This is a genomic window from Sphingomonas panni (assembly GCF_022664435.1).
GTDB lineage: Bacteria > Pseudomonadota > Alphaproteobacteria > Sphingomonadales > Sphingomonadaceae > Sphingomonas > Sphingomonas panni.
Genome location: NZ_JAKREU010000001.1, coordinates 620009 through 633335, shown reverse-complemented (window position 1 = coordinate 633335; position 13327 = coordinate 620009). Strand labels below are relative to the sequence as shown.

The 13327-nt window shown below is 67.7% G+C and carries 13 protein-coding genes; 8 read left to right on the top strand and 5 right to left on the bottom strand.

Annotated features, from left to right (window positions below; all coding sequences use genetic code 11):
• Window positions 1–49: 49 nt before the first annotated feature.
• The gene (locus MF609_RS03105; protein ID WP_242414836.1) at window positions 50–316 is read left to right on the top strand and encodes a hypothetical protein; all 267 of its coding nucleotides are present in this window, start codon (window positions 50–52) and stop codon (window positions 314–316) included.
• A 31-nt stretch (window positions 317–347) separates the two neighbouring features.
• Here the strand turns inward: MF609_RS03105 and MF609_RS03100 are convergent, their stop codons facing one another.
• On the bottom strand, window positions 348–863 hold the full coding sequence (locus MF609_RS03100; protein ID WP_242414835.1) for a YciE/YciF ferroxidase family protein: 516 nt from the start codon (window positions 861–863) through the stop codon (window positions 348–350).
• A gap of 72 nt (window positions 864–935) precedes the next feature.
• Complete coding sequence (hisN, locus tag MF609_RS03095; RefSeq protein ID WP_242414834.1) at window positions 936–1718, bottom strand: histidinol-phosphatase; 783 nt, start codon at window positions 1716–1718, stop codon at window positions 936–938.
• Between the two features lie 212 nt (window positions 1719–1930).
• Between hisN and MF609_RS03090 the strand changes: the two genes are divergently transcribed.
• The 3 genes from MF609_RS03090 (at window position 1931) to MF609_RS03080 (ending at window position 4757) form a co-directional block, all read left to right on the top strand.
• Window positions 1931–2929 (top strand): phospholipase A, encoded by a 999-nt coding sequence (locus MF609_RS03090; RefSeq protein WP_242414833.1) that lies wholly within the window; start codon window positions 1931–1933, stop codon window positions 2927–2929.
• A 67-nt stretch (window positions 2930–2996) separates the two neighbouring features.
• On the top strand, window positions 2997–3548 hold the full coding sequence (locus MF609_RS03085) for a peroxiredoxin (RefSeq protein ID WP_242414832.1): 552 nt from the start codon (window positions 2997–2999) through the stop codon (window positions 3546–3548).
• Window positions 3549–3671: 123 nt separating this feature from the next.
• Window positions 3672–4757: a GGDEF domain-containing protein gene (locus MF609_RS03080; RefSeq protein ID WP_242414831.1), complete on the top strand. Its 1086-nt coding sequence runs from the start codon at window positions 3672–3674 to the stop codon at window positions 4755–4757.
• 9 nt (window positions 4758–4766) lie between these two features.
• Here MF609_RS03080 and MF609_RS03075 read toward each other — a convergent pair whose 3' ends face one another.
• Window positions 4767–6395: an NAD(P)/FAD-dependent oxidoreductase gene (locus MF609_RS03075; RefSeq protein WP_242414830.1), complete on the bottom strand. Its 1629-nt coding sequence runs from the start codon at window positions 6393–6395 to the stop codon at window positions 4767–4769.
• Window positions 6396–6474: 79 nt separating this feature from the next.
• On the opposite strand from MF609_RS03075, the gene MF609_RS03070 reads away from it, so the two are divergent.
• The gene (locus MF609_RS03070; protein WP_242414829.1) at window positions 6475–8886 is read left to right on the top strand and encodes a DUF3772 domain-containing protein; all 2412 of its coding nucleotides are present in this window, start codon (window positions 6475–6477) and stop codon (window positions 8884–8886) included.
• The gene (locus MF609_RS03065; protein WP_242414828.1) at window positions 8883–9635 is read left to right on the top strand and encodes a dienelactone hydrolase family protein; all 753 of its coding nucleotides are present in this window, start codon (window positions 8883–8885) and stop codon (window positions 9633–9635) included. Before MF609_RS03070 ends, MF609_RS03065 begins: the two co-directional genes overlap by 4 nt.
• A 182-nt stretch (window positions 9636–9817) precedes the next feature.
• Here MF609_RS03065 and MF609_RS03060 read toward each other — a convergent pair whose 3' ends face one another.
• Window positions 9818–10240, bottom strand: a complete 423-nt coding sequence (locus tag MF609_RS03060) for a CoA-binding protein (RefSeq protein ID WP_242414827.1) — start codon at window positions 10238–10240, stop codon at window positions 9818–9820.
• A 1-nt stretch (window position 10241) separates the two neighbouring features.
• Window positions 10242–11213: an Mrp/NBP35 family ATP-binding protein gene (locus MF609_RS03055; protein ID WP_242414826.1), complete on the bottom strand. Its 972-nt coding sequence runs from the start codon at window positions 11211–11213 to the stop codon at window positions 10242–10244.
• Window positions 11214–11283: 70 nt separating this feature from the next.
• Here MF609_RS03055 and hflK point away from each other — a divergent pair, with 70 nt between their 5' ends.
• Window positions 11284–12423, top strand: coding sequence for a protease modulator HflK (gene hflK / locus MF609_RS03050; RefSeq protein ID WP_242414825.1), 1140 nt, complete (start codon window positions 11284–11286; stop codon window positions 12421–12423).
• Complete coding sequence (gene hflC / locus MF609_RS03045; RefSeq protein WP_242414824.1) at window positions 12420–13289, top strand: protease modulator HflC; 870 nt, start codon at window positions 12420–12422, stop codon at window positions 13287–13289. Before hflK ends, hflC begins: the two co-directional genes overlap by 4 nt.
• The last annotated feature ends 38 nt before the right edge of the window (window positions 13290–13327 follow it).

Below are 13327 nucleotides of genomic sequence, written 5' to 3'. Positions count from 1 at the left end.
AAGTTCCGCCAAGACGTTCGGAACGAACGATCTTTGATGGGGGGCGTCGATGTTGCTATCCGTGCTGCTGTTGATGGCGCAGGCAGCGCCTGCACCGACCAAGCTCGGCGTCGCCGATCCGGTCAACTGCATCGTCACGCCGCGTGCGCTGGGCTGCCCGGACCGCAAGAACGATCGCTATCGGCTGGACGACGATACCCCGGAATTCGATCACAAGGCGGACGGACTGCGGCAGGGAACGCCCCGCTGCGGCCTGATGGGGATGCCGGTATGCCCCAGCAACGGACGTCCGATCCTGCAAAGCCGGTCGGAATAGCCGGGGCGGCCGCGCCGTCGCCCCGTGCGATTCAGCCGTCGGCGAGTTCCGCCTGCGCGTTGACCTTGTGCTTGGCCATCGTCGTCAGCTTTTCGTCGGTGGCGCGTTCCTCGGCCAGGGTTTCCGACAGCAGCGCGGCGCAGTCCTCGCGGCCCAGCTGTCGCGCCCAGGCGATCAGCGTGCCGTAGCGCGTAATCTCATAATGCTCGACCGCCTGCGCCGATGCGATCAGCGCGGCGTCGAGCACTTTCTTGTCGGCGATTTCGCCCGCGACCTCGTTCGCTTCCTTGATGATGCCGTCGATCGCCGGGCAGGTGACGGCCTTCTTGGTCGCGCCGTGCAGCTCGAACACCTGTTCCAGCCGGCGGATCTGCCCTTCGGTTTCGCCGAGATGCTTTTCGAACCCGGCCTTGAGCTCGGGATCGGTCGCCTTTGCGATCATCTTGGGCAGCGCCTTCAGAATCTGGTTCTCGGAATAGTAGATATCCTGAAGCTGGTGGACGAACAGATCGTCCAGCGTCGCAATATCCTTTGAAAACAAGCCCATGATAGGTTCCTTCGCTGACGGGGTCGTGCATCCTCAACGATGCGGCCCCCGCACGGTTGCGAAGAAAATCGGTTAGTGACCGCGACAGCCAAGCAGTTCGACGACATCCTCCAGCCGCGCGGCATCGCCCAGCGCGATCACTTCGCCGATGCTGCCGGCGTGCAGCGGATCGCCCGACCAGTCGCTCATCGTACCGCCAGCACCCTCGACCACCGGGACCAAGGCGGCGAAGTCGTGCAGCTTCAGCCCCGCCTCCACCACCAGGTCGATATGGCCGGACGCCAGCGTGCCGTAGGAATAGCAATCGCCGCCCAATACCGTCGAGCGCACCTTCGCCTCGACATGCTCGAACCCATGCAACTGTCCGTCGTCGAACAGCGCCGGGCTGGTCGTCGCAAGCAGCGCGTCGGCGAGGTCGCGGCACCGGCGGGTCTGTGCGGGTTGCCCGTTGAACGTGGTGCCGCGCCCGACCGCCCCGATCCAGCGTTCGCCTATGATCGGCTGGTCGATCACGCCCAGCACCGGCCAGCCATCCTCGACCAGCGCGATCAGCGTGCCGAAGATCGGTCGCCCGGCGATGAACGATCGGGTGCCGTCGATCGGGTCGAGGACCCAGACGCGGCCGCTACTGCCCTCCGCCACGCCATATTCCTCGCCCTCGATGCCGTCGGACGGGCGTTCGCGTTCGATGATCGCACGCATCGCCGCCTCCGCCTCACGATCGGCGAGCGTGACGGGGGAGGCGTCGTCCTTGATCTCCAACCCGTAATGGCTGCGGAAACGCGGGCGGATCGCGGCCCCGGCGGCATCGGCCAGCTGGGCGGCGAGGGTCAGGTCGGCGGCGGTGACGGGCATGGGGGGCCTTTATATTGCGCTGTTTGATCCGCTTACGCGGATGGGCGGTGCCGGCCCGCTCCCCCGCCCGGCCACCCATCGAAGATACCGTGTGGGTGACCGGGCGGGGGAGCGGGCTGGCACCTACCGAAAACAGACACCAGATAGGCGGGGGAGCGGGCAAAGCGCAAACGCTGCTCGCGGTTGTCGCAAATCGCTGTCAAACAACGGACATGATCGCACTCGCCCTGCTCGCCGCCGCTGCCGTCCAACCGCAACTGCGCATCGTCGCCGAATCGCCGGCCTCGGTCGCGGCGGCGGAAGGGGGCGTTACCGTCTTCGCGCTGAACGAAGGGGCGGGCGAAGTGGAGGCGGTGCCGGCCGCAATGGATGTGGTCACCGCCGATCAGGTGCCGCTGCGGATCGTGCCGGTGGACGCTGCGACGATCCGGGTCGCGCCGGGTGGATTTCGAGCGATGCGCTATCGGATCGCACCGGTACAGGTCGCCGCACCCGCCCCGGCACCGGGCGGACCGTCGGGCGAAACCGTCGTGCCGACCGGGCAGGGGCAGGCGTCGGGCCTGCTCGCCCGGTTCGAACCCCACGCGCCGGTCTATGGCGCGTTCGGGCTGGGATCGGACGGGGCGAAGCTGCAGGTCAGCCTCGCCTTTCGTCCGTTCGAGGGGGCGGGCGCGCTGGACGGGGTGCGCCTTGCTTGGACGCAGACGATGTTCTGGGCGATCGACCAGTCGTCCGGGCCGTTCCGATCCACCAATTACAGCCCCGAAGTCTATTATCAGCGGCAGGTCGACGACCGGATCGTCGCGGCGGCGGGCTATGCCCATGATTCGAACGGGCGCGATGCCGGGTCGATCGATGTGAACCGTCTCTTCGCCTCTGCCAGCTATGTCGTGCCGCTGGGCGACGACTGGCGGATCGAGGCGACGCCGAAGCTGTGGACCTATGTCGGTACCGGCTATCGCGACCTCGATCGCTATTGGGGCAATCTGTCGTTGGGCGGGGCGATCGGGCAGGTCGACGGGCTGCGGATCGCCGCGTCGCTGCGCAATCCGCTGGGCAGCCATCGCGCCGGCGAACTCTTTCTGTCCTATCCCTTGGGGCGGACCGGCATCTATCTCTTCGGACAGGCCTTTGCCGGTTATGGCGAGGCGATCGACGAGTTTGCGCTACGCAGCTCCAGCGCGCGGCTGGGCGTGTCGTTCACCCGTTGAGTACCGTCGCTGGCGCGGGCCGTCCAAGCTGCTAGGATGGCCGCCATTTCGCGCAAGGAACCATTCGATGCGTCTCGCCCTGTTCGCCGCTGCCCTGACCCTGCCGTTCGCCGCTCCGTTGTCCGCCGCCTTGGCGCCGGGCGCGCGGGCACCCGATTTCACGACCAAGGCGGCGATCGCGGGGAAGGCGTTCACGCTCAACCTGCGCTCGCAGCTGCGCAAAGGCCCTGTCGTCCTGTATTTCTTCCCGGCCGCGTTCACCGGCGGCTGCAATGCCGAGGCGAAGGCGTTCGCCGACGCAGTCGATGATTTCAAGGCGGCCGGTGCGACCGTCATCGGCATGTCGGCCGACGATATCGGCAAGTTGCAGGAATTTTCGAAGGCGCATTGCGCCGGACGATTTGCGGTGGCGAGCGCCGGTCCGCGCGTGATCCAGGGTTTCGACGTGGCGCTCAACCGCCCGGCCGGTGCCGACGGCAAGGCGCGCACCATGACCACCCGCACCAGCTATGTCATTGGCCGCGATGGAAAGATCGCCTTCGTCCATTCCGACATGAACCCCGCCGACCATGTCCGCACCACGCTGGAGGCAGTGCGCGCGTTGGGCAAGCGGGGCTGACCGCCCGCTGCAATCGTGGATTTGTGGTAAATTTCGGCGAAACCCGATCTTAGCAAACGCGCCGTATATCCCTTGGCCAAGCTTCGATGCATCGGGTGCGGAGCGGGGGCGAAGGGACCGGGCGTGTATCTGGGAAAAATCGGAGACGGCGAGGAATTGGCCGGACATGTCCTGATTCACGCCGTCCTCGCCTTTCTGGAGGACCAGCGGCTCGACCCGACCCCGCTCAACTATAGCTTCGCCTACCATGTGGTGAGCGAACCGGCCGGTGCACTGGCCCTGGAGGTCGCCCGGCGGACCGATGGCGGTATCCGCCTGACCACCAACGAAGTCGAACAGCTGGGTAACGCCATCGACGGGGCGGCGGATGTCGCCGGGACAAGGCCGGCGGCCGCGCCGGTCCCACCCGCTGCGCCCCCTGCACCCGAACCGGACATGGCGGCGGCCGAGGCCCTGGTGACCGAGACGCTGCGCCAGGTTGCCGGTTTTGCGGACATGGTATCGGAAATGCGCACCGAAACCCGCGATTTCGGGCGCAACCTCGCCGCCAGTGCCGATGCGTTGCAACGATATGCACCGATCGATTCTACCGACGCCGCCGTGGCCGAGCTTGCCCGGATCACCGCCGCGATGCGGGCGCGGGTCGAGATTGCCGAGGCGCGGCTGGAACAGGCGACGCAGGAGGCAAGCGAACTGCGCGAACAGCTGGCTGCGGCGCATGACGATGCGCGCCGCGATCCACTGACCGAACTGCCGAACCGTCGGGCGTTCGAGGAGGCGGTGGCGGCGGTCGCGTCGGGGCCGGTGCATATCGCCATGTGCGACGTCGATCATTTCAAGGCGATCAACGACCTGCACGGCCATCCGGTCGGCGACCGGGTGCTGCGCGCCATCGGCACCACGCTGGCCCGCGAATGTCCGGGCCATCTGGTCGCGCGCTATGGCGGCGAGGAATTCGTCGTGCTGATCGCCGGGGCCGACATGGTCGAGGCGGAAACGTTGATCGAGCGGGCGCGGATCGCCATCGGGCAACGCCGCTATCGCCTGCGCGAGAGCGATACGTTCATCAACGGTATCAGCCTGTCAGCCGGTATGGTCACGATGATGCCGGGCGAGACGCTGTTGTCTGCGATCGAGCGCGTCGATGCACTGCTCTACGATGCGAAGCGCCGGGGCCGGAACTGCTTCGTCGGCGAACGCGGCGGTTGAGGCGTTGCCTCAGCCCTTTCCGGTCATCGCCCGCGCGACCGCTTCGGCGACCTTGATCCCGTCGACCGCCGCCGACAGGATTCCGCCGGCATAGCCCGCCCCTTCGCCCGCCGGGAACAGGTTGGCGGTGTTGACGCTCTGGAAATCGTCGCCGCGCGTGATCCGCACCGGTGACGAGGTGCGGGTCTCCACCCCGGTCATCACCGCATCGGGATGGTCGTAGCCCGGAATGGTCCGCCCGAACGCTACCATAGCCTCACGCATCGCGGTGATCGCGAAGTCGGGCAGGCATTCGGACAGATCGGTCAGCGTGACGCCGGGGCGATAGGAGGGCAGCACGCTGCGCAGCGCCGTGGAGGGACGTCCGGCCAGGAAATCGCCAATCAGCTGCGCCGGCGCGCGATACTCGCCGCCGCCCGCGGCATAGGCGCGCTCCTCCAGCTGGCGCTGGAAGGCGATGCCGGCCAGCGGATGGCCGGGATAGTCGCGCGCCGGATCGATGCCGACGACGATGCCGGAATTGGCGTTGCGTTCGTTGCGCGAATATTGGCTCATACCGTTGGTCGCGACGCGCCCCGGCTCGGACGTGGCGGCGACCACCGTGCCGCCCGGACACATGCAGAAGCTGTAGACGGTGCGCTGGTTGGTGCAGTGATGCGACAGGGTATAGGCCGCCGCACCCAGATCGGGATGGCCGGCACATGCGCCGAAGCGTGCCTGGTCGATCCAGCTTTGCGGATGTTCGATCCGCACCCCGATCGAAAACGGCTTGGGTTCGAGGAACACGCCGCGATCGTGCAGCATATGGAAGGTGTCACGCGCGCTGTGTCCCAGCGCCAGCACCACCGGCGCGTCGGTCGGCATCGTCTCGCCGGTCGACAGCTTCAACCCCGTAAGCCGGCGACTGCCATCGGCCTGCGTCTCCAGCTCGATATCGTCGACCCGGTGCGAGAAGCGATATTCGCCGCCCAGTTCCTCGACCGTGGCGCGCATCGATTCGACCATGGTGACAAGGCGGAAGGTGCCGATATGCGGGTGCGCCTCGGTCAGGATCTCCTCGGGCGCGCCCGCCTTGACGAATTCGGTCAGCACCTTGCGACCGAGGTGCCGCGGGTCCTTGATCTGGCTCCACAACTTACCGTCGGAAAAGGTGCCCGCCCCGCCTTCGCCGAACTGCACGTTCGATTCGGGGTTCAGCTGGCTGCGCCGCCACAGGCCCCAGGTGTCCTGCGTGCGCTGCCGCACCACCTTGCCGCGCTCGAGGATGATCGGGCGGAAGCCCATCTGGGCGAGGATCAGTCCGGCGAACAGGCCGCACGGGCCGGCACCGACCACGATCGGGCGGGGGCCGGCATAGTCGGCGGGCATCTTCGTCACGAAGCGATAGCCGGTATCGGGCGTCGGCCCGACATTGCGGTCGCGCTTGGTGCGGTTCAGCACCTGCCCTTCGTTCTTGACGGTCACGTCGACCGAATAGACGAGCTGGATATCGTCCTTGTCCCGCGCGTCATGCGCACGGCGCGCGATGGTGTAGCGGAGCAGGTCGCGCGGGGTGATCCGCAACCGTTCGCGAATCGCGGCGGCCAGTGCCTCTTCGGGATGGTTGAGCGGCAGTTTCAGTTCGGTGATGCGCAGCATCGGGCCATTTAGCGTGGGCTGCGACACTTCGCCATGGCGCCGATTGTCCGTTGCCGTCGATCGCGATAGGCGAGGGGGCATGATCGGATCGCTGCTCCGCTGCCTGTTGTCGCTGCTGCTGGTCGTGGCGGCCATCCCTGCATCCGCCCAGACGGGCGCCGCCCCCGACTATGCGACCTTGCTCGACCGTGCGGCCGACGAACTGGGCAAGGTGGACGGTGCGCTCGACACCCGGCTGGAGCGCGGCGACCGCGACGACCTGCGCGGCCGGGCGCAGGCGGTGCGGGCGACGACGCTCGACACCGTGCAGCAGCTGACCGGCGACATGGCGCGGATCGACGCGCGACTGGCGCAGCTGGGGCCGGCGGCATCGGGCGAGGACCCGGCGATTCGTGACGAACGCACGACGCTCGCCAAGCAGCGCACGACGATCGATTCGGCCACGAAGCGCGCCAAGCTGCTGTCGGTCGAGGCGCAGCAACTGGTTGACGAGATTCAGGAAAGCCAGGCGGCGGAGCTGAACCAGAAGCTGTTCGGGCGCGGGGCGTCGCCGCTGACCCCGACCTTCTGGAGTGCGATCCTGCGCGCGGTGCCGCGCGACCTGCACCGCGTCGAGCGTTTCGTCGCGGCGGAGGTCGCGGTGGTCCGCGATGCCCCACTGGCGCAGGGCTGGCCGGCGCTGGTGGGGTTCGCGCTCGCGATCCTGTTGCTGGGACCGGGGCGGCTGGCAGCGACGCGGATCGGGCAACGCTTGCTGATCGAGGGTGCGCCGGGTCGGCGGGTGCGCCGGTCGGCCCATGCGTTGGGCCGCATCCTGGCCGGTACGCTCGCGCCGTTGCTGGCAGCGGCCGCGCTGTTGACCGGTGCGCGCTGGGCCGGGCTGGTGGCCGAGCGCTGGGACCCGATGCTCGACACATGGCTGGTGGCGATCACCTTCGCCGCCTTTTCGAGCGCGGTGCTGGGTGCGACGCTGATGCGCGGCAGTCCGAGCTGGCGGATCGCGCCGGTCAGCGATGCGGTGGCGATGCGGTTCCGGCCCTATTCCTTCGTGCTGGCGGGGCTGGCGGGGTGCACCATCGCGCTGGATGCGGCGGATAGCGCGATCGGGACCAGCAGCGCGATTCGCATCGCGAGCCATTCGCTACTGGCGCTGCTGCACATCGCGTTGATGGCCGCCGCCCTGTTCGCGCTCGGCCGGATGCGGGCGGAGGCGAGCGAACCGGACGAAGGTGCGACGGAAGCGCCGGTGCATACCGGGCTGGCGGCGCTGGCGCTGTTCGCGTGGGGCATCGTCGGGATCGCGTTGCTGGCGCTGGCGGCGGGCTATGTCGGGTTCAGCCTGTTCGTCGGGCAGATGGCGGCATGGACGCTGGTGCTGGGCGCGGCGGTCTATCTCGTGCTGGCCGCGACCGACGATGTCGCGACATCGGTGTTCGAACGGGGCAGCCGGCTGGGCACCGCGCTGACCCGTGGGCTGGGCCTGCGCAGGGGCACGATCGACCAGTTCGGGGTGTTGCTGTCGGGCGTTGTGCGCGTGTTGATCGCGGTGATCGCCTTTGCATTGTGGCTGTTGCCGTTCGGGGGCAGCGGGGTGTCGGACGCCCTGACCCGATTGGGCGACCTCGCGCGCGGGGTGCAGGTCGGGGGTGTGACCATTTCGCCCGGTGCGATCCTGCGCAGTGTCGTCGTGCTGGCGATCGGGCTGGCATTGGTGCGCGCCTTCATGCGCTGGCTGGAGGGGCGCTACCTGCCCGCCACCGACCTCGATGGCAGCGGGCGCAATTCGGTCAGCCTCGTCGCCCGCTATGTCGGGATCGCGCTGGCGGTCATCTGGGCGCTGGCTTCCCTCGGCATCGGGGTGGAGCGCATCGCGCTGCTGCTCTCCGCGCTGTCGGTCGGGATCGGCTTCGGCCTGCAGGCGATTACCCAGAATTTCGTCTCGGGCCTCATCCTGCTCGCCGAACGCCCGATCAAGATCGGCGACCTGATCCGCGTCGGCACCGACGAGGGCGATGTGAAGCGGATCAGCGTGCGCTCGACCGAGATCACGCTCGCCGATCATTCGACGCTGATCGTGCCCAATTCCGAACTCATCACGAAATCGGTGCTGAACAAGACGCTGGCCAGCCCGCTCGGCCGCATCCAGATCCAGTTCTCGGTGCCGATCAATGTCGATGCGGCGGCGGTCCAGCAGCTGGTGATGGAGGCATTCGCACGCCAAGCGGCGGTGCTGACCGATCCGGCACCCGCCGCGTTCATCGATGCGATCGTCAACGACCGCATCGCATTCAATTGTTTCGCCCATGTCGAATCGCCGCGTGCCGCCTATCGCGCGCGCAGCAACATCCTGCTCGACCTGCTCACCCGGTTTCGCGCGGAGGGGATCGAGATGGGGACCGTGCCGCAAAAGCTCGAACTGGTCGCCGCGTCGCCGAGCGATGCCATTCCCCCCTTGCCAGTCGACGCCACCGGCGGCACGGCGCGGCCATGATCCTGCTCAGCGACGAATTTGCCGATCTGCCCTGCGCCAATGGCGGCGTGATGCGGACCCATGTCTTTCGGCCGGCGGGCGATGGGCGGTTTCCGGGTGTCGTCCTCTATTCGGAAATCTATCAGGTGACCGCGCCGATCCGGCGGCTGGCGGCGTTCATCGCCGGGCACGGCTATGTCGTGGCGGTGCCGGAGGTCTATCACGAATATGAAGCGCCCGGCACGGTGCTGGCCTATGACAAGCCGGGCACTGATCGCGGCAACGACCTGAAGTTCCTGAAGCCCGTTGCCGGGTTCGACGCGGATGCGACGCTGGCGATCGATTACCTCATGCAACATCCCGCCTGTTCAGGGCGGATCGGCGTGGCCGGCGTGTGCCTGGGCGGGCATCTCGCCTATCGCGCCGCACTCGACCCGCGGGTTGCGGCGGCGGCGTGCTTCTATCCGACCGACATCCATTCGGGAACGCTGGGCGAAGGGCGCTCGGACGACAGCCTGTCGCGCATCGGAGAGATCGGGGCGGAGATGCTGTTCGTGTGGGGGCGGCAGGACCCGCATGTGCCCTATGCCGGGCGGGAGGCGATCCGCGATGCGCTGGAGGCGGCGGGAACACGCTACGAATGGCATGAGGTGAATGCCCAGCACGCGTTCCTGCGCGACGAAGGGCTGCGCTACGATCCGGCGCTGTTCGTGCTGGCGACGGGGTGGATGCTGGGGTTGTTCGCGCGGGTGCTGGGCGGGCGGATTTGAGGGGCTCGCTATCCTCTTAACCACCCCGTTCGGTTCGAGCAGCTTCGAGCCTGTCGAGAAGCGGCAGTCGAGAACGCTTCGTTTGGGGCACCCCCTTCTCGACTTCGGTTCTCGACAGGCTCGAACCTGCGCTCGAAGCAAACGGGGGGATTGAATGGAGAGCGGGTTGAGGATGACAGGCCCTACCCGACCGCCGCTACCCCCAGCCGCGGAATCTCGATCTTCGGACAGCGATCCATCACCACCTGCAGCCCGGCTGCTTCGGCACGCGCCGCAGCAGCTTCGTTGACCACGCCCAACTGCATCCAAACCGCTTTCGCCCCGGCCGCGATCGCCGCATCTACCACCTCGCCGGCGGCGGCCGAGTTGCGGAAGACGTCGACGATATCGATCTTCTCGCCGATCTGATCCAGATCGCGGAACACGAACTCGCCGTGCAGATGCTCGCCGGTGATCTGCGGGTTGACCGGGATCACGCGGTAGCCGCGCTGCTGGAGATAGGCCATCACGCCATAGGATGCCCGGTCGGGCCGGTCCGATGCGCCGACCAGCGCGATGGTCCGCGCCTCGGTGAGCAGGGTGCGGATGCCATCGTCGTCGAGCATGTCAGTTCCTTCGCAACCAGTCGCCGACCTGTGCGGCTATCGTCAGGAACGGCTCGGCCTCCGCCCCGTTCCCGGCGGCGGGCGGCGTGCCCGCGTCCGACGCGGTGCGGATGTCGATCGCCAGCGGGATGCGGCCGAGGAACGGGATGCCCAGCGCCTTCGCCTTCGCCTCCGCCCCGCCCGCACCGAACGGGTCGGACAAGCCGCCGCAATGCGGGCAGCAATAGCCGGCCATATTCTCGACCAGCCCGATGATCGGCACCCCGGCCTTGGTGAACAGGTCGATCGCGCGCGTCGCGTCGATCAGCGCCAGGTCCTGCGGCGTGGAGACGATGACCGCGCCCGCCGGCTTGTGCTTCTGGATCATGGTCAGCTGGACGTCGCCGGTGCCCGGCGGCATGTCGACGACCAGCGTGTCGGCCATTTCCCAATGCGCATCGACCAGCTGGGTCAGCGCGCCGGCCGCCATCGGCCCGCGCCAAGCGATCGCCTGTCCCGCCGGCACCAGCTGGCCCATCGACAGCAGCGGCACGCCGTGAGGCGTGGCGACCGGTACCAGCTTCTTGTCGTGCGCCTCGGCCTTGATCCCCTCCACGCCCAGCAGGCGCGGTTGCGATGGGCCATAGATGTCGGCGTCGATCATCCCGACCTTGCGCCCCGAACGTGCCAGCGCAATGGCGAGATTGGCCGAGAGCGTCGATTTGCCCACGCCGCCCTTGCCGCTGGCGACCGCGACGATGCGCTGCTGCACCCGCTCGCTGGTCTGCGCCACGCGCACGCCTGCGATCCCAGGTGCCGTCATGGCGGTGGCCTTTACATCGGCCTCCAGCGCGTCGCGCGCCGCCGGGGGAAGGCCGGTCACGTCGAGGATGATGCTCGCCATGTCGCCGGTCACGCGGACCGTGGCGCGTCCGGCCGCGATGGGGCCAAGCAGCGCTTCGAGCGCGGCGGCGGGGTTCGATGCGGAAGCCATAGGCGGCGATGTAGCGTCCGAACGGCGCGTTACCACTGTAAAACGCAGGGAGGCCCCCTATAAAGGATGGATGCGATGGATCATGGGGCGGCGCGCACGCGCGCAAGTGCTGGGGATGAGCGACAAGGGCCCATGGGGCAATGGTGGCGATTCCGGTAATGGATCGGGCGGCGGCGGTGGCGGCGATGACGGCCCGCGCAACCCCTGGTCGATGCCGCCGGCGGGTAAGCGGGGGAAGATCGGCGGATCGACCTCGCTCGACGATTTCCTGAAACGTGCGCGCAGCGGCGGGCCGGGCGGCGGTCCGTCGCTTCCGGCCAATGCCGGTCGGTTGTGGCTGGCGGCGGTCGCGGCGCTGATCGTGGCGTGGATCGCCTTCACCAGCTTCCATTCGATCGGCCCGCAGGAACGCGGCGTCGTGACGCTGTTCGGCAAATATACCGGCACGCTGAACCCTGGCATCCAGTTCACGCTGCCCGCCCCGATTATGCGGGTGCAGGTCGAGGATGTGCAGAATACCCGCACCGAAAGCTTTCCGGCGGGCGGCACCCAGCCCAACCTGATGCTGACCGGCGACCAGAATATCGTCGACCTCGCCTATTCGGTGCGCTGGAACATCAAGTCGCCGGAAGATTACGTCTTCGAGATCAAGAATCCGCAGGAAACCGTCCGTGCCGTCGCCGAAAGCGCGATGCGTGCGGCGGTCGCCAGCAAGAACCTGACCCAGGCGATCGGTTCGGGCCGTGGCGAGATCGAGGCGGACGTGCAGACGCGGATGCAGTCGCTGCTCGACGAATATCAGTCGGGCGTGCGCGTGCTGGGCGTCAGCATCCAGAAGGCGCAGGCCCCGGCCGAGGTCGACGACGCGTTCAAGGCGGTGACCGCTGCGCAGCAGGAGGCCCAGTCGAACCTGAACACCTCGCGCGGCTATGCGCAGCAGGTGATCGCGCGGGCGCAGGGCGACACGACCGAATTCGACAAGCTGTACGAACAATATCGCATGGCCCCCGACGTGACCCGGCGGCGGCTTTATTACGAGACCATGGAGCAGGTGTTGACCCGCGCCGACAAGACGATCGTGCAGCCCGGCGTGCAGGCCTATCTGCCGCTGCCCGAGGTGCGTCGCCAGCAACAGGCGACGCCCGAGCCGGAAGCACCCGCCCCATCGGCGCAGGCCCAGCCCACGCAGTCGACGGGAGCGGCACGATGAACCGCGCGCTGCGCAATCCGATGGGCGTCGCCATCGCCCTGCTGGTGCTGGTCATCCTGTTGTTCAGCACGATCGTGATCGTGCCGGAAACGCGCCAGGCGGTGATCCTGCGCTTCCAGCAGCCGGTCGGCATCCTCAACCCGTACCGCGCCGACCAGCCGTTCGGGCGGACCGGCGCGGGCCTCGTTGCGAAGATCCCGTTCTTCGATCGCGTCGTGTGGATCGACAAGCGGGTGCTCGATATCGAGCTGAACAACCAGCCGGTGCTGTCGACCGACCAGTTGCGGCTGGAGGTCGACGCCTTTGCCCGGTTCCGCATCGTCGATCCGTTGCAGGCTGTGATCTCGACCGGTTCGACCGCCAATACCGAGGAACGCGTTGCCAACCAGCTCGAACCGTTGCTGTCGTCGGCACTGCGCGCCGAACTCGGCCGGCGGCCCTTCGCCTCGCTGCTCAGCCCGGAACGCGGCGCGGTGATGGACAATATCCAGAACGCGTTGCAGCGAACCGCGCGGCAATATGGTGCCGAAATCGTCGATGTGCGGATCAAGCATGCCGACCTGCCCGACGGTAGCCCGCTGCAATCGGCGCTGACGCGGATGCGGTCGGCGCGCGAGCAGGAAGCGGCGACGATCCGCGCCCAGGGCCAGCGCGACGCACAGGTCGTGCGCGCCAATGCCGAGGCGGAAGCGGCGCGCATCTATGCCGCCAGCTTCGGCAAGGATGCCGAATTCTATGCCTTCTGGCGGGCGATGCAGTCGTATCGCACGACGCTGGTCGGCACGCCGGGCCAGGGCGGATCGACGTCGATCATCCTGTCGCCGGAAAACGGCTATCTCCGCGAATTCGGTGGCCGGGAACGCTAAGGCGCGCCCGGACATTCAAACCGCGTTCAGCAACGTAG

Excerpts from the sequence above, each read along its gene's own strand:
- hflK (WP_242414825.1), top strand. The coding sequence starts at position 11,284 with ATGCGATGGATCATGGGGCGGCGCGCACGCGCGCAAGTGCTGGGGATG.
- MF609_RS03060 (WP_242414827.1), bottom strand. The coding sequence starts at position 10,240 with ATGCTCGACGACGATGGCATCCGCACCCTGCTCACCGAGGCGCGGACC.
- MF609_RS03090 (WP_242414833.1), top strand. The coding sequence starts at position 1,931 with ATGATCGCACTCGCCCTGCTCGCCGCCGCTGCCGTCCAACCGCAACTG.
- MF609_RS03055 (WP_242414826.1), bottom strand. The coding sequence starts at position 11,213 with ATGGCTTCCGCATCGAACCCCGCCGCCGCGCTCGAAGCGCTGCTTGGC.
- MF609_RS03085 (WP_242414832.1), top strand. The coding sequence starts at position 2,997 with ATGCGTCTCGCCCTGTTCGCCGCTGCCCTGACCCTGCCGTTCGCCGCT.
- MF609_RS03070 (WP_242414829.1), top strand. The coding sequence starts at position 6,475 with ATGATCGGATCGCTGCTCCGCTGCCTGTTGTCGCTGCTGCTGGTCGTG.
- MF609_RS03075 (WP_242414830.1), bottom strand. The coding sequence starts at position 6,395 with ATGCTGCGCATCACCGAACTGAAACTGCCGCTCAACCATCCCGAAGAG.
- MF609_RS03100 (WP_242414835.1), bottom strand. The coding sequence starts at position 863 with ATGGGCTTGTTTTCAAAGGATATTGCGACGCTGGACGATCTGTTCGTC.
- MF609_RS03065 (WP_242414828.1), top strand. The coding sequence starts at position 8,883 with ATGATCCTGCTCAGCGACGAATTTGCCGATCTGCCCTGCGCCAATGGC.
- hisN (WP_242414834.1), bottom strand. The coding sequence starts at position 1,718 with ATGCCCGTCACCGCCGCCGACCTGACCCTCGCCGCCCAGCTGGCCGAT.
- MF609_RS03105 (WP_242414836.1), top strand. The coding sequence starts at position 50 with ATGTTGCTATCCGTGCTGCTGTTGATGGCGCAGGCAGCGCCTGCACCG.
- hflC (WP_242414824.1), top strand. The coding sequence starts at position 12,420 with ATGAACCGCGCGCTGCGCAATCCGATGGGCGTCGCCATCGCCCTGCTG.